Raw genomic sequence first — 23,103 nt, forward strand, 5'->3', positions numbered from 1 at the left:
TATTTGTATTTAAGTCATAAATTTGAGTAAACATTTACGCGAGATGAATTTAATGCATGAAAAGCAAATCAGAGTTACAGAAGAACATATTGATCAAAATAACCATGTCAATAACGTGCAGTATGTGCATTGGGTGGAGGAAGTTGCCGCTGAACATTGGGATCTTTTAAAGCAAAATACAGAGTATGTAAATGATGCATGGATGCTTTTGGATCATCATATTCAATATAAAAAACAGGTGTATCTCGATGATGTTATTACGGTGAAAACGTATCCGCAAATTCCAGAAGGGGCAAAACAGCCAAGAAAAGTCGAATTTTATTGTAATAATGAACTTGTAGTGGACTCAAGTACACTGTGGGTTTTATTTAATACTGAAACAAAAAAATTAAAACGGTTGGAAAGAAACTGGTTGGACAAATTAGGATTGACACTCTGATAATAAGTATTTTTAAAGATATCCAATACAGATTATTAAAAGTAGATCCGTTAAAAACTATACATGAAAAAAACACTTCTTTTATTTCTATTTCCGCTTTTACTGTTATCCTGTAAAACAAAAAATCTGAATAATGAATTTTCGGTAGTTGATTTGGCAACTACACAAATTTCCAATTTCTCCGATATCAAAAAAAAGTATTAAAAAGCATAAAGTTTTAATAAAAATAAGTCATAGCTCTTACAATCAAGAATTATGACTTATTTTTATTTCCTCATTAACCATAAAAAATTAATAAAAACGATCCATGAAAAAAGCACTTTTTATACTTATTCCTTTATCCTTTATAGGATGTAATTCTACAAGAAAAATATCAGACTCCGAACGGCAAAAAATTATTTCAGACCTTGATTATATTGCAAAAATAGATCAGGAATACGCAGGAATTCCTTCTGAAGAAATGACCAGAAAATATGGAAAAGATAAAGTATGGAAAATCTTCGAAGCCAAAAGAGATAGTGTAGGAAAAGAGAATCAGAGCAAAATAAAAAAAATGTATGCTCAATATGGATTTCTAGGATTTAAGCAGGTAGGAAAAGAAAATACAACCAAGTTCTGGATCTCTGTTCAGCATGCTGACGACGATGTAGCGTTTCAAAAAGAAATTCTCAAGGTCCTGAAAAAAGAAATAGAAAAAAATAATGCTCACAAAAATGAATATGCATTATTGGAAGACAGAGTGGCAATTAATTCTAACCAAAAACAAAGATTTGGTACACAAGTAACATATAATGAAACAGGACAGGCTGTTCCCAAAAATGGATTGACCGACAGCTTGCATATTGAACAACTGAGAGCAGAATATGGTTTACCCACTTTTAAAGAATATTATAATTTCATGACGACTGCACATTTTGAAATGAATAAAGAACTGTTTCTAAAAAAAGGAATTACTGAACCAAAACTCTATCAATAAAAATAGAATATCTAAACTTTTGTTTTTCAATGACATTTATAAATGTTTAAAACCTTATGTAATATAATAAGGAAAACAGCTGTCTTATTAGAAGATAGTAACTAACGCACCATGAAAAAATCAGTTTTCGTAGCATTTTTTGTAAATGTTTCATTCTTGGGCTACAGCCAGACCGCCGAACAGTTAAAAACAATCGATCAATATGTAAAAAAGGTCATTCAAATCAATGAGATTCCGGGAATGGCGGTAGGAATTGTAAAAAATAATCAAGTGACATTCCAACAATATTATGGAAGAGAAAATATGGAAAGCAACAAGAAAGTTGATGCTAATTCTATGTTCAGAGTATATTCCAATACAAAACTGATGTCAAATGTTGGACTTTTTAAACTCATTGAAGACGGAAAGCTTTCATTAGAGGACAAAGTTTCAAAATATGTTGATAATTTACCGAAAGACTGGCAAAATCTTCAGGTAAAACATCTTCTGTCACATTCTTCAGGAGTTCCGGATGTTGTAGATTTTAAGGATATTCAGGTAAATGCTTCCAATTCAGAAGTTCTGGATAGGTTAGGAAAAGAGAAAATGGAATTTGAAACCGGAGATCATTACAGGTATAATCAGACCAACTATCTGCTGATCACCATGATCATTGAAAAAATAACGGGAAAACCTTATGAAGATTATATCATTGAAAACCAGTTTCCGGATTCTAAAAATCAGGTAATGTTTTCTTCCAATTCTGTAGAGAAAATTCCAAACAGGGTACAGAAGTATAATTATAATGAAAAAACAAAGCAATACGAAAAATCAACTGCTGTTGATGGGGTGAGAGCGCATTCTTCTAACGGACTGGCAATTACTCTTCCCGCTTTTTTGCAATGGAGTATTCATTTCTGTAAAAATGATTTCCTGAAACCGGAAACCAAAACAATGATGTGGAAACCGTTTGAGTATAAAAATAACGGTTGGGAATTCGGGCATGGTTGGGAAATTACAGACTCCAACAAGATAAGATCCTATGGTTTTTCTGGTGGAAATGTAAGTGCATACAGCATTTTTCCTACCAATGATATGTCTATTGTCATCATGTATAACGGGAATAAGGGGTTTCCCGTCATGTACCAGATGATGAATCATATTGCCGGAATTATGGATAAAAAACTCATGGATCCATATATGCTTACAGAAGAGATTACCATTGCGGAACCATTTACCAATCCCAATCTTAAAAAACAGATCTACGGATACAGAACTGAAAATGATAAGATAATTTTTTCTTATCAATATCCTAAAGATCAAAGTACAGAATTTGTTAAAAGCATTTCAGTAGCAGGATCATTTAATAATTGGAATATGAATGACCCTTCTTACCAGATGGCTCTCCAAAAAAACAATATTTTTGAAGTTGCTGTTCCAAAATCTACTTTTGAAAAAGGAAAAAATTACAGCTTTAAATTTGTTATGAATAATACCGGATGGTTAACAATACCTTACAATGCAGCGAATACAGACGGAACCTCAGATAATAATCTCACCTTGAAAATTGATTAAGACTTTACTTGAAAATCATTGTAATAGAAACAGTCTTTTCTTTGTTAAGCGGTTTTATCATATCTTTGCAATATGATACGAATTACAAAAATTTTTACATTCGAAACAGCCCACGTACTTTACAATTATGATGGGAAATGTAAAAATATGCATGGACATTCCTATAAGCTGTTCGTAACAGTGAAAGGAAAACCGATTAATGATATTGAAAACCCTAAAAATGGGATGGTAGTTGATTTCGGAGATATCAAAAGTATCGTAAAATCTGAAATTGTAGACGTTTGGGATCATGCCGTTCTGGTAAATGCCCTGTCGCCACATAAAGAATTAGGAGATGATCTTGAGCAGAAAGGTCATAAAGTAATTTATTGCAGCTTCCAGCCTACCTGCGAAAATATGTTGTATGCCATTGCCGCAAAAATAAAAGCAAAACTTCCTGAAGGAATTTCCCTTGCTTATCTTAAACTTCATGAGACAGAAAATTCTTATGGAGAATGGTTTGCAGAAGACAATCAATAATTTTTATCCCATAAAATTCTCAAGGTGTTAAAAACAACAATTAATTTAGAACCTGGAAAAAAAGTGTATTTTGCTTCAGATCAACATTTTGGCGCTCCTACACCAAAGGAAAGCCGTGTGCGTGAAGAACGATTTATACGCTGGATGGATGAGATTAAAGAAGATGCGCAGGTTTTGTTTTTAATGGGTGATCTTTTTGACTTCTGGCATGAATGGAAGCATGTAATTCCCAAAGGATATGTACGTGTTTTAGGGAAAATCGCAGAGCTGAAAGATCGTGGAATACATATTTATTTCTTTGTGGGAAACCATGATCTCTGGATGAAAGATTATCTTGAGGATGAGATAGGCTGTACCGTTTTTTATCAGAAGCAATATTTTGAAATGGGCGGAAAACAGTTTTTACTCGCTCATGGAGACGGGCTTGGACCAGGTGATAAAGGATATAAAAGAATGAAAAAAGTATTCACCAATCCAATAGCACAATGGTTCTTTAAATGGCTTCACCCCGATATTGCAATGAAAATTGCATTGTACATGTCTCAGAAAAACAAAATGATTTCAGGAGAAGAAGACAAAGCATTTTTAGGAGAAGATAAAGAATTTCTTATTATTTATTCAAAAGAAAAGCTGAAGACTCAGAAAATTGATTATTTCGTCTATGGACACAGACATTTACCCATGGTTCTGGATTTAGGACAAAATTCAAAGTATATTAATCTGGGAGACTGGATCTCCTATTTCACATACGGCGTTTTTGAAAAAGATTTTGAGCTGAAAGTTTTTGAAAAATAAACAAAAAAATTACCCCTAAAGAGAGGTAATTTGCGAACAGGTCGAAACCCATTCTTGTTTTTAATCCATATTCCAAATAAATAGTTGCAAGAATTTTACCAAAGTATCATTTTGGTATTAAAAAATTATTAAATAAAATATTTTTATTCATAACCGCTTTGTATTAAAGCAGCAGAACATCATTATGGAACTTAAGAATATATTCAACATACAGACAGAGCAGGATTTCCTGAATGCATCATTGAAAACATTTCGTTATCAGTATGAAAATGTTGAGATATACAGGAAGTTCGTTGACTTTTTAAATATCAATCCTGATGAGGTTGATAGCTTGGTGAAAATTCCTTTTTTACCCATAGAAATGTTTAAAAATCATCAGATGCTGGATAAAAATGTGACGACAGATCTTTTCTTTCAGAGTTCAGGAACTACACAGATGAATCTGTCAAAGCATTTCATAGCAGATCCCGCCTTATATGAGGAAAGTATTTATAAAAGCTTTGAACAGTTTATCGGGAAACCTGAAGACTTTATTTTTCTGGGTCTACTGCCAAGCTATCTGGAAAGACAAAATTCATCTCTGATTTACATGGTAGATTACCTGATGAAAAAATCAGCAAAGCAGGAAAACGGATATTTCCTTTATAACCATGGTGAACTGTTTGATCTTCTGAATACATTACAGGATAAAAAAGTAATTCTATTCGGAGTTTCTTTTGCCTTATTAGATTTCCTGGATTATTGTCAGGCGGAACGTGGAGAAGAACCTCTAAGCCTTCTGAAAAATATGATTGTGATCGAAACCGGAGGAATGAAAGGAAGAAAAGAAGAAATGACAAAGGATGAGCTTCTGAAAATTTTGCAGGAAGGTTTTAAAACTGAAAAAATTTACTCAGAATATTCAATGACAGAACTTCTTTCACAGGCATATTCGCTTGGAAATAATGAGTATAGCTGTCCCGGTTGGATGAGAATCATGATCAGAAATGCAGAAGATCCCTTTTCCTATGAAAAAGAGGGCAGAACCGGTGCTATTAATATCATAGACCTTGCCAATACCCACTCATGTTCTTTTATTGCCACTCAGGATCTGGGAAAAATACTTGGAGAAAAATTTCAGGTGTTGGGAAGAATAGATCATTCTGATATCAGAGGATGCAGTCTTTTGGTGAGCTAAATAAAACATGAGAATTTCTAATCAGTAAAGGTCAATTTTATCTTTACTGAATGAAATGGCTTTCGAACAAATATCTGAGAATTAATAAAAAAAATTAGCGACCATTAGCGTTTAAATCTTGATGTCAGGTTATTGATATCCATTAACATCATTACAAAAATGATCAAAATAGAAGAACTTGTACACGCTTATATTCATACCCATTGCGATTTTGAAAAAGAACTCGTACTGACTAACTATTTTCAGGCAGATTGGGAAGCTGATATACTTATTATTGATGCAGAAGGTGTAAGTCATGAAATTGAAATTAAATTTTCAAAAAGTGATTTTAAAAATGATTTCAAAAAATCCTACCTTAATAAAGATACAGGAGAAAAGTTTCTGAAGCATGACAAGATTTCATGTGGAGATTATGTGTGTAACAACTTCAGTTTTCTACTCCCAATGGGAATGATAGATCAAAATACGATTCCGGAACATTGTGGAATCATTGAATTTTATCATAATGCGGATACCTGGGAAACAGAATTCTATCTTATCCGTAAACCCCGCAAGCTTCATGAAGATTCTTATTGGAAGCTAAATGATAAAGATCTTTTCATCAGAAAAATGGCTCTGAACTTACTTCAGCGTAAAATGGAGATTAAAGGAAAGCATGAAGAACTGATTTTCAAAAATCCTTTTGATCTTAAAAATAAAAAGTAGGAAGTATTTCTTCAGTACATTTACATAGCTAAACCTAACAGGTTTTAAAAACCTGTTAGGTTTATAATTAGATATTAAACAAAAAATCCCGTCATCAGACAGGATTTCTTTATTTAATATTATCAATTGATTAATCAGTTACTTCAGCCGTATCTCTCTGAAGTAAGAATTTGTAGATCAGTCCGCCTACAATTCCCCCTAAGATCGGAGCTACCCAGAACAACCAAAGCTGCGACATTGCAAGTCCGCCAGCGAAAACAGCCTGAGATAAAGATCTAGCCGGGTTTACTGAGGTATTGGTAATAGGAATAGAGATTAAGTGGATCAAAGTAAGTGCAAGACCGATAGCGATCCCGGCAAACTTACCATTAGCCCATTTATCTGTAGCACCCATAATCACAATCAGGAAGAAAGCTGTTAATAAAAACTCGGCAAGGAACGCTGCTCCCATACTGAATGCTTTTCCGTTATAGACTGCTTCGCCATAGAAGTTGGTGGCAAAAGCGCCCGGCTGGGAAAAATCTACGACTCCGGCTCCGTTAAGAATTGTGTAAAGACATCCTGCAGCAACCATTGCACCCAGACACTGTGCTACAATGTAAGGAATAAGGTCCTTTGCAGAAAATCTTCCTCCTGCCAAAAGTCCAAAAGAAACAGCCGGATTAAAATGCCCTCCGGAGATATGTCCTACAGCGTAAGCCATAGTAAGAACAGTAAGTCCAAAAGCCAAAGCAACCCCTAAAAGTCCGATACCGATGTCGGGAACACCAGCTGCAAAAACAGCACTTCCACAACCACCGAAAACAAGCCAAAATGTGCCGAAAAATTCAGCAAAAAGTTTTTTTATCATGTTGTTATTTTTAAAATGTAACTCAAATGTAGAATTTATATCTTAAAATAAAAAGTTAAAACTGAAAAAATATTTCAAAATCAGGGGTGTAAAAATTGCAAATTCTACAATTTGGTTTAATGTTTGTTTGGGATTTATTTGAATACTCTTGTGGTCATAGTTGGAGGATATAACATAAATGATTTATCCTTCATAAGTAATTTAAAGTGGTGGTTAATGAAAAAGTTTCTTTGTGTGGTCTTTGTACCTTTTATTTATAATTTACATTATTCGCAGGCAGCAAAAAAAAATCTTCCCTGCTATGATCTTTCGACTGTTTTGAAAGTTGAGCCTACCGCACTTTATAAACCGCATCTGGATGCTTCAAAAAGTTTTGGAGTAAAATTGCTTAAAGATGCTAAGACGGTACAAAAGTATATCGGTAGCGGAAAATTCCATAAAATAAAAAAATCAGGAAAAGGTTTTCAGGTTCAGAAGCTGGATTACAGCAGAGCTTATATGGTTTCTAAGGCAAAAACAACACTGGAAAATATAGGCTCTAAATTCAGTAAAGCTACTAAAGGAGGAACTTTTACCGTTTCATCCATTACAAGAACTTTGGAAGACCAGTGCCGTTTAAGAAGAGTAAATTCAAATGCTTCATTGGGAATCAGTTCTCACAACTATGGTAATTCTTTTGATATTTCCTATATAAGATTTAATAATGTGCTGAAGTATAATCCGAAAATGGAAATAGCGTTGGAGAAAGTTTTAAAGCATTATGCGGACGCTGGTAGAATTTATTACATTAAAGAAAAGCAACAAAGCTGTTATCATATTACAGTGAGAAATTATTAAGTTAAATTCCTACTTGCACAGCATGTTTAGTTTGTATAATTTTATACAGCTAAAAACCATGCTTATGACAACATTAAACATTCTAGATTATATGCTTCCCGTAAAGGAATGTGGAGAAGCTACAAGCGAGTGGAATCTTTGCCGTTCTGATTATTCACGGTTGAAAGATATGATTCCTACCAACTATGTTTTTGATATTTCTGAAAATCATCTTAACTGGATGAGAGGTTACAGAGAATATCCTGAGTTCTGTGCAGCAGTAGGAGTGTATAATAGGCGTTTGATTCTTATTTTTTACCCAATGGATTCTGAAGGTAAGAGAATTGAGGAAAAAGAATATCCATACACTTATCTTACTGAAATGGTTTCTGATCTTAAACTTCAGGAAGTTCAGGAGTATACAATCGTTAAAAACACAATTCTTTCCAAAGATTTTGAAAAAATAGAAAAAAATGCGGATTTAGCTTTTCCTATTTCTAATAAACCCGTTTTGGAACAGGACAAAGCTGTAGAAGCTATAGAAAAGTGGAGGGAATCCGGTATGGACTGGTTTTACAAAGAATATAGAGAAACAGAAGGATTAGGAATTTTCAGAAAGTTTTACGTTCCTACAGAAGATTTGTGTCTGGATCAATATTTAACAGGGATTACCTGCTCTTTTGGACTTAAATACAATGATATTTATGGGAAAATGCTTGTGACACTGATCTTTATCTCTTTCCGTAAAAATCTTCTGGGTGCTGAACGTTCTCAGATGATTTCCAATACTTATGACTGGGCAAAACCATGTCCTCCTATCTGCCGTATACCAGACGTAGATGTAGGAAATGAATTTTAAAATATAAAATAAGGAATGGCAGATCTTTATAAGACGATTTTATTCCTGAACTATGGATTGCTTCTGGCTGTTATACTGTTGGGAGCTAATAAATACCGCATATTAAATCATAAGGAAAAGCAATATTTTCACTGTATTGCTTTTCTTTTTTTTATTGAATTTCTGAATCTTATTCTGCCTTATCTTTTTAAGCTGGATGATACTTCATTTCTCTATCCGTTTTATATTGCCGGAGAATTTTTTTTACTCACAGGTTTATTCATCAGAAAACTGAACCTGTCAAAATATCTTTTGGGAGTAAGCGGTACATTGGCAATAGCATTTATGATTTCAAAATATGGATTTAATTATCCCGAAAATGCCGATATTGCCAAAGTAGTTTCAAATATCATCATTATCTGTCTTTCAGGGTTTACTTTGATCCGCGAGATAAAAGATACATCTGCTGATAATCGTTTCCTTTTTGTGGATGCGAGTATATTTTTCTATTATTCCGTCTCAGTATTTATCTTTATTGTTCAGCATCAGATTGCTAATCTTTCGGAAAACAGCTATTATATTCTTTTCAGTGCCAATAATATTCTTTCCAGTATTTTATACTGTTCACTTTTATATACCTTCATCAAATTAAAGAAGTAACCTTAAATATCAACCTGCTGATTCTTATAATTGTTACCATAGCAATTATAGTTTCCTTTATTATGCTCGCTTACAGAACCTTTATAAGAAGAATTATCAAAGAAAAAAATGTACAGCATGAAGCAGAAGTTCTTCACCAGAAAAAATTAGTCCTTGAAAATATTAAAGCTCAGGAAGAAGAAAGAAAAAGGATAGCCGTCATGATTCACGATGATATTGGAAACCGGCTTAATATCCTTTCTTTATGGTTGAATAACCTTGATACACAGGGAGATGAAGTAATTAAAAATAATATTTCCAGTCAGATGTCATCACTCATTGATGCGGCAAGAAGTATTTCACACTCATTATATCCTGTTAACCTAGAATCTGTAGGATTAGTACTCTATGTAGAAGAACTGATCGCCAATCTTTCTCATAAAATCAATATTTCCCTAAAGGTAATGCCGGGATACAAAAAGAAGGATATTTTCGTGGAAGTACAGTTATACAGGATTATTCAGGAATTTACAACCAACGTGATCAAGCATTCAGATGCTACAGATCTATGGATTTATATTAAAGATTATCCCCAAAATATGGCAGTTGTTATTTCGGATAACGGGCAGGGATTTGAATATGAAGAAGTAAAAAAAGGAATGGGAATCAAAAATATTGAATCCAGAATCAAATCGATGAATGCCATCCATAAATGGAAAAAAACTTTTTTAAATAAAGGAAGTCGTTTAATTATTAAAATTCCAAAACAACATGAGTTCCCAAATCAAAATAGCACTGATTGATGATGAACAGCTGATCCTTGAAGGAGTGAAAATGCTGCTGTCTAATGAAAAGAACATTTCCGTCTGTCTTACTTCGGATAACGGTCCCGATTTTATTGAATCTCTGGAAAAAATTACCCCTTCAGAATTTCCGGATATTGCGCTGGTGGATGTCCAGATGAAGCCCATGAATGGTTTCGAATTGGTAGAAGTGCTTAAAGAAAAATATCCCGATCTGAAAATCATTATTTTGTCTTCCCATTATAAAACCTCTATTCTCGGATATATGGTTAAGCTGGGAGTTTCTGCTTTTCTTCCCAAAAACTCAAACAAAAAGACATTTATAGAGGCGATCACTATGGTGGATAAAAACGGAGTATTCTTTACTGCTGAAGATCATCAGATGCTGTTTACCTACATGAACAGCTCCGCCAAGAAAAATTCTCTTTTTGAAATAGCAGACGAGCTTTCAGAAAGAGAAAAAGATGTCGTGAAACTGATCTGTCAGGAATTTACCAACAACGAAATCGGAGAAAAGCTCTTCATCAGCCCCAGAACGGTTGAGAGCCACAGACAACGTATCCTTGAAAAAATTGGAGCCAAAAATACAGTGGGAATCGTTATTTACGCCATTGTGAACAACATATACTCTTTAGAAAAAATATAACCTGATTCCGTAGAAATACGGAATTTTTTATTTGGTACTTTCCACTCTAGCTTTAGTCTTCTTTCTTCCGTTATTTTGAAATGTCTCAGATAGGGATTTTGAATAAAAACATAAATGAGCAGGCAACCCTGTAATAAAAATGAATAAAAACTATGGATGACAGCAGAGTGATTTCCGTCGGAATATTTTTTGACGGTACGGGAAATAATGGGATCAATGCCCTTTCTTCAGATAAACCCCTGAATAATAATGAAAGTTACCACGGAGCTTTTACCAATATTTTTAAACTATATCAATCATTTAACGGAAACGAAAAAATATATATAGAAGGAATAGGAACAATCGTAGGAAGTGAAGATAACAATTTTGCAATGGCTACATGTGCCAATCCGCCCTATGGAAACGGATATTCCTCAGATGATAAACTTCAGAAAGCCCATGAATTTGTAGAAAATATTATCGGTAATGAAGATTTTGAATATCATTTCTATCTCTATGGTTTCGGAAGAGGAGGAATGCTGGCAAGAACATTGTGTAACCAGATTTTATCCTACTATTTTCCTAAAAAAATAAAGATAAAGTTTTTGGGAGTTTTCGATACAGTAGAATCCAAACCTTTCAACACCTATGATCTAAGTCTTTCCCATCATGTGGAAAATGCGTTTCATATCTGTGCCATAAACGAATCCAGGTTTTTCTTTCCATTGACAGGCTTTTTTGAAGGTTCAAAAGCTATGCAGGATCAGAAATCAGAAAGCCATTCTGCTGTTTGGAAAGAAATTTTTGTACCCGGAGCACATGCTGACATCGGTGGCGGATATCTCGAAGGACCTCAGTCGGTTTATATTTCTACAGACTTTGTAAACCATGATGATCTTGAAGATTATGTGAAGGATATAAGAAATGCGAAAAAAGACGCGGCAGGAAATAAAATTTGGGATGCTTTACTTTCAGGATATGAAATTGAAAAAGAAGAAGTTTTTTTGCAGGCATATGTTTGCAGAGATAAAGTATATAACGAGCTTTCAAAAGTATATGGAAAATTAATGCTGGACGAAACCAATGCAATAAATCCTGTTTTTGATGTCAATAATTCTTTTAAAACAAATTACAGCAGACATCCATTTCTTGAAGCATTGTCTGAGGAATTAAAAAATTATGTAAAAAATATTTCAAACGATAAAAAGCCAAGCTATAATTATAATCAACTCGCAGATTATATCCATATTTCAGCAAATTTTGGTTTATGCAGTAAAGGTTTACTGAAAGGAACCGAATACGAGATCAATGTAGAACTTCTAAATATCGGATTGAATGTTTCCAGCAGTACTACGGTAGATCAGGAGAGCGGGGCAAGACTTTCCGTAGAGCTCCATTTGCCGGAAGATAGCTTCGTGGCAGATTTTTTATATGGAACCAATGTTCCCAATAATGATATTTGGATTCGTTCAATCATGAAAACTCCTGTAAAAAAAAAATTAAATGAAGTGAATTATGAGTGTTAGTACTTCTCAGTTTTAAATTTAGGTTATTGAGGGCATCAGATTCGGTGCCCTTTTTCTATCCTTAATCATTCATACATTGAGCTCAGATTCTGCTATTCATTTCTTTTTCCGTACTTTTGCCCCGAAAATTCATTATTCATTATAATTATTAATTACAAAAATGCTTTCGGTTCAAGGTTTAGGATTACACCATTCGGGAAATTATTTATTTCAAAATGTCAATTTCACCATTAAAAAGGATGATAAAGTAGGTCTCGTAGGAAAAAATGGAGCGGGAAAATCCACTTTATTGAAAATGTTATCAGGGGAAATTAATTTCTTCGAAGGAGAGGTCGTGACTGAGGGAAGCGTTACCATCGGTTTCCTGAAGCAGGATCTTGACTTTGTAAAGGGAAGAACTGTTTGGGATGAAACAATGCAGGCTTTCGAGCAAATCAATGCTTGGAAAAATGAGCTTGAAGAAGTTAATCATCAGATGACAACCAGAACCGATTACGAAAGTGATTCTTATACGGATCTGATTAATAAAATGACCGAGCTGAATGACCTTTTAATGAACCATGATGCCTACAATCTGGAAGGTGACATGGAAAAAGTATTGTTCGGGTTAGGATTTAAAGCAGATGATTTCCAAAAGATTACTGATGAATTTTCCGGAGGTTGGAGAATGAGAATCGAATTGGCAAAATTACTTCTTCAAAAGAATGATATTATGCTTCTCGATGAGCCTACCAACCACCTTGATATGGAATCCATCATCTGGCTGGAGAACTTCCTGAAAGATTATCCGGGAGCTATTGTTCTGGTAAGTCACGATAAGCAGTTCATGACAGCTGTTTGTAACAGAACATTCGATATCAATAATAAAAAAGTTGACGACTATAAAGCCAACTACACCAAATATCTTGTGATGCGCGAAGATCGCCGTGAAAAACTGATTCAGGCTAAAAAGAATCAGGATGCGGAGATCAAGCAGATGGAAGATAACATCAATAAGTTCCGTGCAAGTGCTACCAAAGCATCCTTTGCACAGTCTTTGATTAAAAAATTAGACAAGATCGAGCGTATCGAAGTTGATAACGAAGACGTTTCAAAATTCAATATCCGTTTCGTACAATCTATGGTTCCCGGGAAAATTATTTTTGAAGCAGACCATTTAGGAAAAGCTTACGGGAAAAAGCAGATTTTTGATGATGTAGACTTCATCGTTCAGAGAGGAGACAGAATTGCTCTTTTAGGACAGAACGGACAAGGGAAAACTACTTTAGCCAAAATTCTTGCCGGAGATATTAAAGATTATTCAGGAACCTGGAATCTTGGACATAACGTAAACATCGGGTACTTTGCTCAGAATCAGGAAGAGGTTTTAACACCTAATAAAACGGTTCTGGAAGAAGCAGAAGATGCCGCAACAGAAGAAACAAGACCTAGAGTAAGAGATTTATTAGGATCTTTCCTTTTCCAGGGCGATGCCGTTTCTAAAAAAACAAAAGTACTTTCAGGAGGAGAAAGAAACCGTCTGGCTCTTTGTAAACTATTACTTCGTCCTTTTAATACGTTGATTATGGACGAACCTACCAACCACTTGGACATTCAGTCTAAGGAAATTATTAAGTTGGCATTACAGAACTTTGAAGGTACATTAATTGTAATTTCTCACGACAGAGAATTCCTTCAGGGGCTTTGTGATAAAATTTACGAATTCCGTGATGGGAAAATGAAAGAATTCCTTGGAGATATCAATGAATATCTTGAATACCGACAAAAAGAAAGCATTAGGGAAATTTCTGCAGAAAAAGCTAAACTTCACAAAGAAGAAGTGAAAGCAGAGCCTAAGAAAGTGGAGGAAAAACCTGTTGTTAGTAACAATCAGACATCCAATATTATTACTAAGGAGCAGAAAAACATTCAGAATAAGATCAAGAAAGTAGAAGAGAAAATTTCCGAACTGGAATTGAAAGTAGAGGAAATGGAAGCTTCTTTTGCCAAGGAAAACCCTTCCGATGAAACTTTAGAAAAATATAATAAAGCTAAAGAAGAGCTTGATAACGCTCTACAGGAATGGGAATATTTAGGAACCCAACTTGATTAATATACAATACTAAAGTTCGGGACTCGGCATACGGGTCCCGAATTTTTTATCTGAGGTTTGGATCACTGATTCACATCTTAACACAGAGTCTTGCAAAGACATTTTTAAATGTAAAATTTTTCGTTAACAAAGGCGTTAACACATTCAGCAAATGAAAGTCAGTAATGTACATCGCTGAATGAAATGTTTCGGCAAACGAAATATCCAACGATTTTCCGCCATCCTTTGCGACTCTTACCGTTAAAAAATGTTCTTAACGGGGATTTTAATTAAATAATATTAACACACTCACTAAAATTAATACAAAGTATTAAATTATTTTCCTAATTTTGAAAAATGATTAAAGAAAGCAGAAACTTAAAAAGGTTTATCTCCAGGCTATTGTTTGGAGTGTATTTCCTCGCGCTGCTTTCTCAAAGCTTTCACCATCACGAATCAGCAGACTTTTTTAAAACATTCAATATTAAAAAAGTCGAAAATTCAATGACGAAAGCTACACCTAAAGAGAAAGCTGGCGACTGTCTGGCTTGTCATTTCTTGGCTACCGGGCATACATTGGCTCCTGAAGAGTTCAGCCTTAGCTTTGAGCATTACACGCACGAAGTTGAGCAAATTATCGCCATTCAGGAGAAAATCTGGTCTCAGACCAAATTCACCTTTCAGCTTCGCGGACCGCCCGCAATTTCTTAATCGATACTTCTTATTGGGTTTAAAGCTCTTATACATAGAGTTTGATTCATGTTTATCAAAGTTTGAAGTTTAATGCTTAAAGTTGTTGAAAAACAGCTGTCATTTTGTAATAGATAAGTATTCATTTACTTATACTCTAATATTACTTTTTAGCTTCTTATTCTTTTGATACATTTTACATGGTATATTATACTTTGTATCATACATCTAAACCCATTCAATAAATTTTAACGAAAAAATGTATTCTTGAATAAAAGGGTACACCATCAATCTATTTACAATGAAATTGATATATTGCCTGTTGCTGATCTTTTGTGGATCAGTAATTACAAGTGCACAGAAAACTTACACGGTACAGGGAACCGTTCAGGATTTTCATGATAAAACCATGCTGGAAAATGCAGTGGTTAAAATCGGGGACTTTACAGCGAAAACAGATAAAAAAGGAACCTTTTCCTTCAACAAGATCCCTGCAGGAAAGTATACACTCATTGCCAAACATCCTGATTGCAATGATTATACTGAAAATATAGGAGTTGATAAGGATGTTCACATCAGTATTACCCTGGAACATCATGCAGGTGATATTGAAACCATCACCTTACATGGAAGCCATAAAAATAAAGGCTCCGTATTGATGAAAACATTGGATAAAACGGATATTGAAAGGAATTCCACAGAAAACCTCGGAAATATCCTTGCCAAAATTTCTGGGGTTGCCGTATTGAAAACAGGGAATAATATTACCAAACCTGTTATTCACGGTTTGTATGGAAGCCGTATATCCATCATGAATAACGGTGTGAAGCTGGCAGAACAGGAATGGGGAGCAGAGCACGCCCCTAATGTGGATGTCAATGACTTTGAACATATTGATGTGATCAAAGGAGCGTCCGCACTGAAATATGGAAACGATGGGGTAGCGGGAGTTGTACTTCTGGAACCGGCGATTCCCCCTAAAAAAGATACTTTGATGGGGAATATTAAATTGTCAGGGATTTCTAACGGAAGAGGAGGTGAAATTTCAGCCAATGCATTAAAATCCTGGGAAAATGAATGGTTTGTAAAAGCAGGTGGAAGCTATAAAAAGCTCGGAGATATCTATATTCCACACCATACCCTACAGAATACAGGAGCAGAGGTGAATTCATTCAACTTTTCATTCGGAAATCATGGGTTTATACAAGGCTTTGATGTTTCTTACAGCGGAATCAATCAGGAATTTGGTATCTATAGAGGAGCTCACCTTGGAAGCGGGGCGGATATTTATCGTGCAATGAATCTTGGACAACCTTATTTCCTTGATGACTTCAGCTACGACATCGGATATCCGAAGCAGAAAGTAGAACATCATATTGCAAAAATTTCAGCCTATAAACGCTTTGCTGATTTCGGGAAAATTACTTTTCAATACAGCTTCCAATTGAACAAACGTAAGGAATATGACATCAGAAAAGGAAATTTGAAAGATACTCCTTCTATGGATTTAAGGCTGATTAGTCACTCAGCAAGTCTTACCCATCTTATCGAACGTTCAAAATGGAGCCTTGAAAGCGGAATTTCTGCAGGTTTTCAGGATAATTATCCCAACCCGGCAACAGAAGTCAGACGTTTGATTCCGGATTATTACCGTTATGATGCAGGAGCTTTTTCTGTATTTAAATACCGTTTTACTCCAAAATTGAATGCTGAAGCCGGCGTAAGATATGATTTCAGCAGATATGACTCCTATAAATATTATGATTCTAAGGAATGGAATGATAAATATGCAGATGTTTTCCCTCAGTTTTATATCGCTGAGAGCGGAAGCAGAACTTTATCACGTCCTATTTTTGATTATCATAATTTTTCAGCAAATGTTGGCTTAAATTATAATCCCTCCAAAGATTTTGATATCAAGTTTAATTTTTCAAGAATGAGCAGAACACCGAATCCTGCAGAATTATTTGCTGACGGGCTTCACCATTCTGCCGCTATCATTGAAAAAGGAGACCTAAGAATCAAAAAAGAAGAGATTTATAATGCTAATCTTTCATTGACGGGGCGTTTCAATGTTTTGAAAGGGCTACAGATAGAAGCCAATCCGTATGTGATATTTTCTGATAGCTTTATCAATCAAATGCCTACGGAAATTCAGAATACCAGCAGAGGAACTTTTGCTGTTTGGACCTATCAGCAGGTGAAAGCCAGAATGTACGGAATAGATGCCGACGCGCAGCTTGGTATTTCAGACAATTTGAAATGGACAACCGGGTTCAGTGCATTGAGAGGAGACGATTTAACCCATAATGAACCTCTTATTCTGATGATGCCGATGAGCCTTAGAAACTCATTGGAATTTAAGCTGAATAAACCTTCGAATTTCTATATCAGACTGGAAAATGAAAATTCCTTTAAACAAAATCGATTCCCAATCAGGGATCAGTCGGTACAGTTGATAGAAGATGGCGAATGGGTAACTAAAATAATAGATTACAGCACACCTCCTGCCGGATTTTCAATCTTTCACGCTGCTATCGGAGCAGATCTGTTCAAAAACATGAATCTGAATTTCAGAATCAACAATATTTTCAACAAAGAGTACAAGGAATATCTTAACAGACTTAGATATTATATGCCGGAACCGGGAAGAAACTTTGTGGTTACTCTTAAATACAATTTTTAACTCTTATTATTTAAAATTTAAATTAAAATGAAAAAATTATTCAACATATCACTTTTATTATTTGCAGCTGTATTACTATTTTCTTGTCGTGACGGGAATGATATTCCTGAAGATATTCATGAGCACGAAGAAGTAGGACAGGTAGTAGTAACTTTAACGAATAAAGCTGATGGGTCCTCACAGAAAGTAATGGTTACTAATGGGCAAACTTTGGATCATTTGCATTTAACTCAGGGAGCTACCTACGCTGTTGATGTTAAATTTCAGATTAAGCATGATGACCATTATCACGATGCCGAGGAAATTATTGAAGAAAAAGATATGCATTTTGTTACCTATAAATTTACAGGAGCAGACGTAAAAGTAAAAAGAACAGCTGATGATGTAATAAGAACCGATGGCAAAAAGCTAGGGCTAAAAACAGAATGGACGGTAGCAACAGCTGCTGCCGGTAAAGTTCAGATTGTTCTTGTACATGGCGCAAGTGCTGTGAATGATAACTCTCCTTCACCGGATAACCAGCTTGGAAGCACTGTAGGAGGAGAAAGTGATGTAGATATCGCTATAGATTTTCATTAATTGAAAAAGAAAGTCCTTTCGGGAAAAGGACCTACATATCATCATATTAAATTTGGTAAACCACTGATTTTTTCAGTGGTTTTTTTATTTAACAATATTTAGCTGTTTTAGTTGATTTTAAATGGGTGATTTTCATAAAAAATTCATATTTTTGCAACCTAAAATTTTAATCAATAATGAAGGTTACCGCACAAAACCATGATGATGTAAGTGCATTACTTACTGTAACATTGGAGAAATCTGACTACAAAGAAAAAGTAGAAAAGCAATTGATTAATTATGCTAAAAATGCGCAAGTTCCTGGATTCAGAAAAGGGAAAGTGCCTTTGAGTATGGTTAAAAAACAATATGAAGCAGGAATTGCATTTGAAGAAATCAACAGACAGGTTTCTGATGCTTTGAACAACTATGTTAACGAAAACAAGTTAAGATTAGTTGGTCAGCCAATTCCTCAGCCAGTAAACGAATTAGATTACAACGCTGATCAGGTAACAGTTGCTTTCGAAGTAGGATATGAGCCTGCATTCACTATAGATTTAGCTAAATATGAAGCACCTCACTACAAAGTAGAAGCTTCTGACAAAGAAATCAGCAAGAGCATTGAAAACATGCAGAAGCGTTTCGCTGAGCAAGTTCCTCAAGATAAAATCACTAAAGATTCTTACATCTCTTTAGAAGTTTCTCAGGTAGTAGAAGAAGATGCTGAAGGAGAGCACCACCACCACCCAAAGAACGTTACTGTTACAGCTGAAAACAAAGAAGCTTTCAAATTGGTAAAGTCTTTGAAAATGGACGGTTCTGTAAAAGTAACTAAAGAAACTCTTGCAGGTGATGAAGAATTAGCTAAAGAATTAGGATTCAGCAAAGAAGAAGTTGAACACCTACACCACAATGAAGTAGAAGTAAAAGTAAAAGACTTCTATTCATTAAACCTTGCTGAGCTTAACCAGGATTTATTCGACAAAGTATACGGAGAAGGAAACATTAAGTCTGAAGAAGAGCTTAAAGATAAAGTAAAAGCTGAATTAGACGAGTATTTCCAACAAAATGCTGATGTTCACTTTGTAAATAAAGTATTGGAGCAAGTTACTGAAAAAGAAGAAGTATCACTTCCTGAAACTTTCTTAGTGAAATGGTTAATGTTCTCTAACCAGAACATCCAGTCTGAAGATCAGGCTAAAGAAATCCTTGAAGCTGAGAAAAACCAATTAAGATACCAGATCATCGAAGGTAAATTGATGACTGATAACGAAATCAACCTTGACTATGCTGACGTATTGGCACAAGCTGAGCAGTTAGTGAAAAATCAATTAGCGATCTACGGAATCCACCACTTAGGTGATGAGGAAATCCAGAAATATGCTGTTGAAATGTTGAAAGATCAGGAGCAAGTAAGACAGATCTCTTCTGAAGTTGCTATGGCTAAATTAAAAGATGTTATTCTTGAAAAAGCTAGCAAAAAAGAAACTAAAATTTCTCACGACGAATTTTTAGAAGAACTTAAGAAATAATTATATACAGATATAAATATTTGAAAACCGTCAATTTTTGGCGGTTTTTTTATTTCAAAATTCTCTTGATTTTGCAGCTATTCATTATCCACTATTCATAATTTAGCTATGTCCGTCAATATTCCTATATTTACTGCCTAAACTTTATATATATGAAAAAGATCATCATTCCATTTTTCTGTGCCGTACTTTTCTCTGTTCCGGCAGCCGCTCAGAAGAAAGATGCCGCTTCTGTAAAAACGGAAACTGCGAAGTCAAAGCTAACAGCAAACGAAGTATTGGATAAATATTTCAAAGCATTAGGGGGTAAAGATAAATTAGAAGGTGTAAAATCTATGATTACTGAAAACACGATGAGTGCTCAGAAAATGGAAATTACTATGTCAACTAAAAGATTAGGAAATAAATTTAAGTCTGTGCAGTCTTTGATGGGGCAGCAGATGGTTCAGCTTTTTGATGGTGAGAAAGGATATTTCGATCAGATGGGAACCAAAATAGATATTCCTGCAGATAAAATTGCTGAAATGAAAAAGGGAAAACCTGTGGATGCACTAGCGTTTGATGGAACAAGCTTTGACAATGTAAGTGTGGAAAAACTGGATGGTAAAGACTATAATGTTCTTTCTTCAGGGAAAGGGAAATTCTATTTTGATGCATCTACCGGGCTTTTATATAAAACCATTGCAGGAGAAGGAACAGTAATTATAAAAAGCTATATGACTGTGGATGGAATGCAATTTCCGTCTGACGTAGAAGCTGAAGGAGGAGGACAGAAAGTAAATATCAAAACAACTAAAATTGTAATCAATTCCGGAGTTTCGGATGCTGATTTTAAATAATTAAGTAAGGAAGCCTAAAGCTGTAAACTATGGAGAGAAAAGGTAGAATCTCCGTATTATAATTCTATAAATTATATGCTGCTGCTTAATAGGAGTTTCTTACTTCACTAAAAAAGCCGGAAATTAATGTTCCGGCTTTACTTTTTTATTCAGGTTCTTTATGAACCGTACTCTCTCTTCCATTCTTCAGCTACCTCGCTTAAAACAGCGTAAAACTCTTCACCGTACTTTCTCGTTAGTGGTGTTTTTAAGAACTTATAAACAGGAACCTGAAGCTCTTTTCCAAGCGTACAGGCATCACTGCATACATTCCACTCATGATAATTCAAAGCTGTGAATGATGAGTATTCTGTGGCACGAATAGGATAAAGGTGGCATGAGATAGGTTTCTGCCAGTCTACAGCACCATCTTCATAAGCTTTTTCAATACCACATTTTGTAATTCCTTTATCGTCAAAGGTTACATAAGCACATTCGCGGTTCTCCACCATAGGAGTTACATACATTCCGTCGTGTGGATCGGTAGTCCATGTTCCTTGCTCTTCCAGGGCTTTAATGCCTTCCTGAGTAAGATAAGGTTTAATTTTATCAAAAATACCGTCCAGTATTTCAAGCTCATTTTTATCCAAAGGAGCTCCTACATCTCCTTCCACACAACATGCACCCTTACACTTGGTAAGGTTACAAACAAATTCTTCGGAAAAGATTTCCTCAGAAATCAATTTATCGTCTATCTGAATCATAATTTTTTAAAATAAATCAAAAACTGTACCCGCCTTAAAGGTAAGTAAACTGATAATAATAAGCCACAAACTGGCTTCCTGCATCCAATATTTCGGTAAAAATCTCATCATTCTGCTTAAAATAATACTGGAAGGAAATGCTAAGAGAAGCAAATATTCGTAGCTTTTATTCATATAAAGAATGATGGTAATAAGCTGGGCTAAAGAAAATACCAGCAGGAAAGTATACTTATATCTGCTGATAGGACTTTTCTTATTATAATTTTGAAAATGGTCATATACTGCATAGATCAGCATAAGAACAACAGGGATTAAAGGTAACATTTCCGTATAATCTGTTACCGGTTTCATTTTTCCGAACGGAAAATAATCGATATTCCACGAAGTGAACTGAACGAAATACATGACAGAGAAATAACTGAATGCAATCAAAATAATCCCCAATAAAAACCTGAAAAGATTTAAACCTATCTTAGCTGAAGTAGCAATCACGTGAATAATTACAAAAACAGCCATAGGCCAGGTTGTGGGAAGGAAAATAAAGTTCAGCGCCACAATAGCCCCTACCAATACATACGATTTTTTCCTGATATCTTCATCCGCACTGGTAAGAAGAAGGATAAGAAAGGAATTTGTAAGCAGTGAAACGGCAATTCCTATATCCAGATTTCCAGGATATAACCCAAAAATAAACAGCGTATATAAAAATAATGGTAAATGCGTCTGATAATTAAGGGCAATACTGTGAAAACAAAAATATCCCAAAGCAATTCCCAGAAATGTAATTCCAGCAACAATTGCTTCGTAAGTATTGAAATTCAGTATGTTAAATATAATTACTACTAAAAGAAGAAAACCAATATAAACAGGAATTGAAAAAATATTGCTTTCTTTTGAAAGTAATTTAAACATTTTTTATAAATTTGTACAAAGTTAATTTAAAAAAGGAAAATAATGACGTCTTTCTTTCTATTCTTAAGCAAAGTTTTCAAATCGAGTTTCGGGTTCTTTGATACTTTTGGTAATGTTTTAAACTGGATTCTATTTTTAGTTTGCTGTGTACTATTCACTTACTGGTGCTATGTACTGGTAGTAACTTTAGGTGGTGATAAAGATAAAGACTATTATTCTCCAACGGAAGGTAAGCATCCTTACTACGATCCGAATATCTACAAAAAAGAAGGTTAATTAATTGGTTATATAGTAAAAATCCGATCAAATATTTATTTGATCGGATTTTTTATTACTAACGATTAAAATTTTCTTTTACTTAGTCGTGAATTGGAAGTACCAAAACCGGAACATGTGAGCTTTTCGTAAGCCCTTTGGTAAGACTTCCTACGAATACATCATAAATTCCGCTTCTACCATGTGATCCCATTACGATATAATCAGCATTTTTGGCTTTAGCGAATTCGAGGATGGTTTCTTTAGCAAGTCCTTGCTTTAAAAGATGTTCGCAATCCACATCATGGCTGATGATTCTTTGCTCAATCTTATTAAGCTGTACCAACTCTTCTCTAATTTCATTCGCTTCCACTTCCGGAAAATATTGAAATCCCATATCCCCAATAGCAAAGCCGATATCTGATGGCGCAACGTGGATCAGGTAAATTCTACCATTAAGTTGTTTTGCAAATTTTATGGCACCGTCTACCAACTGGTCTGTTTTGTCCCCAAAATCTACGGGTAATACAATATTTATCATAACCTTTCATTTTG

General features: G+C 34.7%; 24 protein-coding genes. 20 read left to right on the plus strand and 4 right to left on the minus strand.

What is annotated here, in order from left to right:
* Window positions 1-43 precede the first annotated feature (43 nt).
* From AC5YGG_RS09550 to AC5YGG_RS09580, 7 genes are all read left to right on the plus strand, one after another.
* On the plus strand, window positions 44-439 hold the full coding sequence (locus AC5YGG_RS09550; protein WP_496144285.1) for an acyl-CoA thioesterase: 396 nt from the start codon (window positions 44-46) through the stop codon (window positions 437-439).
* A gap of 307 nt (window positions 440-746) precedes the next feature.
* Window positions 747-1,415, plus strand: a complete 669-nt coding sequence (locus tag AC5YGG_RS09555) for a DUF6624 domain-containing protein (RefSeq protein ID WP_496144286.1) — start codon at window positions 747-749, stop codon at window positions 1,413-1,415.
* Window positions 1,416-1,526: 111 nt separating this feature from the next.
* A complete protein-coding gene (locus tag AC5YGG_RS09560) occupies window positions 1,527-2,969 on the plus strand; it encodes a serine hydrolase (RefSeq protein WP_496144287.1) in 1,443 nt (480 codons plus the stop codon).
* Window positions 2,970-3,041: 72 nt separating this feature from the next.
* Window positions 3,042-3,488 (plus strand): 6-pyruvoyl trahydropterin synthase family protein, encoded by a 447-nt coding sequence (locus AC5YGG_RS09565; RefSeq protein WP_496144288.1) that lies wholly within the window; start codon window positions 3,042-3,044, stop codon window positions 3,486-3,488.
* Between the two features lie 24 nt (window positions 3,489-3,512).
* On the plus strand, window positions 3,513-4,283 hold the full coding sequence (locus AC5YGG_RS09570) for a UDP-2,3-diacylglucosamine diphosphatase (protein ID WP_496144289.1): 771 nt from the start codon (window positions 3,513-3,515) through the stop codon (window positions 4,281-4,283).
* 184 nt (window positions 4,284-4,467) lie between these two features.
* Complete coding sequence (locus AC5YGG_RS09575; RefSeq protein ID WP_496144290.1) at window positions 4,468-5,460, plus strand: long-chain-fatty-acid--protein ligase; 993 nt, start codon at window positions 4,468-4,470, stop codon at window positions 5,458-5,460.
* Between the two features lie 159 nt (window positions 5,461-5,619).
* Window positions 5,620-6,165, plus strand: coding sequence for a hypothetical protein (locus AC5YGG_RS09580; protein WP_496144291.1), 546 nt, complete (start codon window positions 5,620-5,622; stop codon window positions 6,163-6,165).
* Window positions 6,166-6,295: 130 nt separating this feature from the next.
* Here the strand turns inward: AC5YGG_RS09580 and aqpZ are convergent, their stop codons facing one another.
* On the minus strand, window positions 6,296-7,015 hold the full coding sequence (gene aqpZ, locus AC5YGG_RS09585; RefSeq protein WP_496144292.1) for an aquaporin Z: 720 nt from the start codon (window positions 7,013-7,015) through the stop codon (window positions 6,296-6,298).
* A 216-nt stretch (window positions 7,016-7,231) separates the two neighbouring features.
* Here aqpZ and AC5YGG_RS09590 point away from each other — a divergent pair, with 216 nt between their 5' ends.
* From AC5YGG_RS09590 to AC5YGG_RS09645, 12 genes are all read left to right on the plus strand, one after another.
* Entirely contained in the window at window positions 7,232-7,852 is a 621-nt protein-coding gene (locus AC5YGG_RS09590; protein ID WP_496144293.1) for a DUF5715 family protein, read from the plus strand.
* A gap of 64 nt (window positions 7,853-7,916) precedes the next feature.
* Window positions 7,917-8,690, plus strand: a complete 774-nt coding sequence (locus AC5YGG_RS09595; RefSeq protein ID WP_496144294.1) for a hypothetical protein — start codon at window positions 7,917-7,919, stop codon at window positions 8,688-8,690.
* A gap of 15 nt (window positions 8,691-8,705) precedes the next feature.
* Window positions 8,706-9,329 carry a hypothetical protein gene (locus AC5YGG_RS09600; RefSeq protein WP_496144295.1) on the plus strand — a complete coding sequence of 208 codons (624 nt, stop codon included), beginning with the start codon at window positions 8,706-8,708 and terminating at the stop codon, window positions 9,327-9,329.
* 62 nt (window positions 9,330-9,391) lie between these two features.
* A complete protein-coding gene (locus AC5YGG_RS09605) occupies window positions 9,392-10,111 on the plus strand; it encodes a sensor histidine kinase (RefSeq protein ID WP_496144296.1) in 720 nt (239 codons plus the stop codon).
* Window positions 10,080-10,757 (plus strand): response regulator transcription factor, encoded by a 678-nt coding sequence (locus AC5YGG_RS09610; RefSeq protein WP_496144297.1) that lies wholly within the window; start codon window positions 10,080-10,082, stop codon window positions 10,755-10,757. The genes AC5YGG_RS09605 and AC5YGG_RS09610 overlap by 32 nt, the downstream gene beginning before the upstream one ends.
* 152 nt (window positions 10,758-10,909) lie before the next feature.
* Complete coding sequence (locus AC5YGG_RS09615) at window positions 10,910-12,262, plus strand: phospholipase effector Tle1 domain-containing protein (RefSeq protein WP_496144298.1); 1,353 nt, start codon at window positions 10,910-10,912, stop codon at window positions 12,260-12,262.
* A 160-nt stretch (window positions 12,263-12,422) separates the two neighbouring features.
* The gene (locus AC5YGG_RS09620) at window positions 12,423-14,354 is read left to right on the plus strand and encodes an ABC-F family ATP-binding cassette domain-containing protein (RefSeq protein ID WP_496144299.1); all 1,932 of its coding nucleotides are present in this window, start codon (window positions 12,423-12,425) and stop codon (window positions 14,352-14,354) included.
* Between the two features lie 336 nt (window positions 14,355-14,690).
* The gene (locus tag AC5YGG_RS09625; RefSeq protein ID WP_496144300.1) at window positions 14,691-15,044 is read left to right on the plus strand and encodes a hypothetical protein; all 354 of its coding nucleotides are present in this window, start codon (window positions 14,691-14,693) and stop codon (window positions 15,042-15,044) included.
* Between the two features lie 280 nt (window positions 15,045-15,324).
* On the plus strand, window positions 15,325-17,709 hold the full coding sequence (locus AC5YGG_RS09630) for a TonB-dependent receptor (RefSeq protein ID WP_496144301.1): 2,385 nt from the start codon (window positions 15,325-15,327) through the stop codon (window positions 17,707-17,709).
* A 27-nt stretch (window positions 17,710-17,736) separates the two neighbouring features.
* Entirely contained in the window at window positions 17,737-18,288 is a 552-nt protein-coding gene (locus AC5YGG_RS09635; RefSeq protein WP_496144302.1) for a hypothetical protein, read from the plus strand.
* A gap of 176 nt (window positions 18,289-18,464) precedes the next feature.
* Window positions 18,465-19,799, plus strand: a complete 1,335-nt coding sequence (locus tag AC5YGG_RS09640) for a trigger factor (RefSeq protein WP_496144303.1) — start codon at window positions 18,465-18,467, stop codon at window positions 19,797-19,799.
* Between the two features lie 152 nt (window positions 19,800-19,951).
* Entirely contained in the window at window positions 19,952-20,638 is a 687-nt protein-coding gene (locus AC5YGG_RS09645; RefSeq protein WP_496144304.1) for a hypothetical protein, read from the plus strand.
* Between the two features lie 158 nt (window positions 20,639-20,796).
* Here AC5YGG_RS09645 and AC5YGG_RS09650 read toward each other — a convergent pair whose 3' ends face one another.
* Together AC5YGG_RS09650 and AC5YGG_RS09655 are read right to left on the minus strand one after the other, a co-directional pair.
* Window positions 20,797-21,381 (minus strand): DUF3109 family protein, encoded by a 585-nt coding sequence (locus tag AC5YGG_RS09650; RefSeq protein WP_496144305.1) that lies wholly within the window; start codon window positions 21,379-21,381, stop codon window positions 20,797-20,799.
* 6 nt (window positions 21,382-21,387) lie between these two features.
* The gene (locus tag AC5YGG_RS09655) at window positions 21,388-22,293 is read right to left on the minus strand and encodes a DUF6427 family protein (protein WP_496144306.1); all 906 of its coding nucleotides are present in this window, start codon (window positions 22,291-22,293) and stop codon (window positions 21,388-21,390) included.
* Window positions 22,294-22,335: 42 nt separating this feature from the next.
* On the opposite strand from AC5YGG_RS09655, the gene AC5YGG_RS09660 reads away from it, so the two are divergent.
* Window positions 22,336-22,569 carry a DUF6341 family protein gene (locus AC5YGG_RS09660; protein WP_496144307.1) on the plus strand — a complete coding sequence of 78 codons (234 nt, stop codon included), beginning with the start codon at window positions 22,336-22,338 and terminating at the stop codon, window positions 22,567-22,569.
* An 82-nt stretch (window positions 22,570-22,651) separates the two neighbouring features.
* Here the strand turns inward: AC5YGG_RS09660 and AC5YGG_RS09665 are convergent, their stop codons facing one another.
* The gene (locus AC5YGG_RS09665; protein WP_496144308.1) at window positions 22,652-23,089 is read right to left on the minus strand and encodes a universal stress protein; all 438 of its coding nucleotides are present in this window, start codon (window positions 23,087-23,089) and stop codon (window positions 22,652-22,654) included.
* Between the last annotated feature and the right edge of the window lie 14 nt (window positions 23,090-23,103).

The sequence above is a fragment of the Chryseobacterium sp. CS2K3 genome (assembly GCF_059515185.1).

Bases quoted from the DNA above. Each gene is read 5' to 3' on its own strand.
- AC5YGG_RS09550 (WP_496144285.1), top strand. From the start codon at position 44: ATGAATTTAATGCATGAAAAGCAAATCAGAGTTACAGAAGAACATATT.
- AC5YGG_RS09555 (WP_496144286.1), top strand. From the start codon at position 747: ATGAAAAAAGCACTTTTTATACTTATTCCTTTATCCTTTATAGGATGT.
- AC5YGG_RS09560 (WP_496144287.1), top strand. From the start codon at position 1,527: ATGAAAAAATCAGTTTTCGTAGCATTTTTTGTAAATGTTTCATTCTTG.
- AC5YGG_RS09565 (WP_496144288.1), top strand. From the start codon at position 3,042: ATGATACGAATTACAAAAATTTTTACATTCGAAACAGCCCACGTACTT.
- AC5YGG_RS09575 (WP_496144290.1), top strand. From the start codon at position 4,468: ATGGAACTTAAGAATATATTCAACATACAGACAGAGCAGGATTTCCTG.
- AC5YGG_RS09580 (WP_496144291.1), top strand. From the start codon at position 5,620: ATGATCAAAATAGAAGAACTTGTACACGCTTATATTCATACCCATTGC.
- aqpZ (WP_496144292.1), bottom strand. From the start codon at position 7,015: ATGATAAAAAAACTTTTTGCTGAATTTTTCGGCACATTTTGGCTTGTT.
- AC5YGG_RS09590 (WP_496144293.1), top strand. From the start codon at position 7,232: ATGAAAAAGTTTCTTTGTGTGGTCTTTGTACCTTTTATTTATAATTTA.
- AC5YGG_RS09595 (WP_496144294.1), top strand. From the start codon at position 7,917: ATGACAACATTAAACATTCTAGATTATATGCTTCCCGTAAAGGAATGT.
- AC5YGG_RS09600 (WP_496144295.1), top strand. From the start codon at position 8,706: ATGGCAGATCTTTATAAGACGATTTTATTCCTGAACTATGGATTGCTT.
- AC5YGG_RS09605 (WP_496144296.1), top strand. From the start codon at position 9,392: ATGCTCGCTTACAGAACCTTTATAAGAAGAATTATCAAAGAAAAAAAT.
- AC5YGG_RS09610 (WP_496144297.1), top strand. From the start codon at position 10,080: ATGAGTTCCCAAATCAAAATAGCACTGATTGATGATGAACAGCTGATC.
- AC5YGG_RS09615 (WP_496144298.1), top strand. From the start codon at position 10,910: ATGGATGACAGCAGAGTGATTTCCGTCGGAATATTTTTTGACGGTACG.
- AC5YGG_RS09620 (WP_496144299.1), top strand. From the start codon at position 12,423: ATGCTTTCGGTTCAAGGTTTAGGATTACACCATTCGGGAAATTATTTA.
- AC5YGG_RS09625 (WP_496144300.1), top strand. From the start codon at position 14,691: ATGATTAAAGAAAGCAGAAACTTAAAAAGGTTTATCTCCAGGCTATTG.
- AC5YGG_RS09630 (WP_496144301.1), top strand. From the start codon at position 15,325: ATGAAATTGATATATTGCCTGTTGCTGATCTTTTGTGGATCAGTAATT.
- AC5YGG_RS09635 (WP_496144302.1), top strand. From the start codon at position 17,737: ATGAAAAAATTATTCAACATATCACTTTTATTATTTGCAGCTGTATTA.
- AC5YGG_RS09640 (WP_496144303.1), top strand. From the start codon at position 18,465: ATGAAGGTTACCGCACAAAACCATGATGATGTAAGTGCATTACTTACT.
- AC5YGG_RS09645 (WP_496144304.1), top strand. From the start codon at position 19,952: ATGAAAAAGATCATCATTCCATTTTTCTGTGCCGTACTTTTCTCTGTT.
- AC5YGG_RS09650 (WP_496144305.1), bottom strand. From the start codon at position 21,381: ATGATTCAGATAGACGATAAATTGATTTCTGAGGAAATCTTTTCCGAA.
- AC5YGG_RS09655 (WP_496144306.1), bottom strand. From the start codon at position 22,293: ATGTTTAAATTACTTTCAAAAGAAAGCAATATTTTTTCAATTCCTGTT.
- AC5YGG_RS09660 (WP_496144307.1), top strand. From the start codon at position 22,336: ATGACGTCTTTCTTTCTATTCTTAAGCAAAGTTTTCAAATCGAGTTTC.
- AC5YGG_RS09665 (WP_496144308.1), bottom strand. From the start codon at position 23,089: ATGATAAATATTGTATTACCCGTAGATTTTGGGGACAAAACAGACCAG.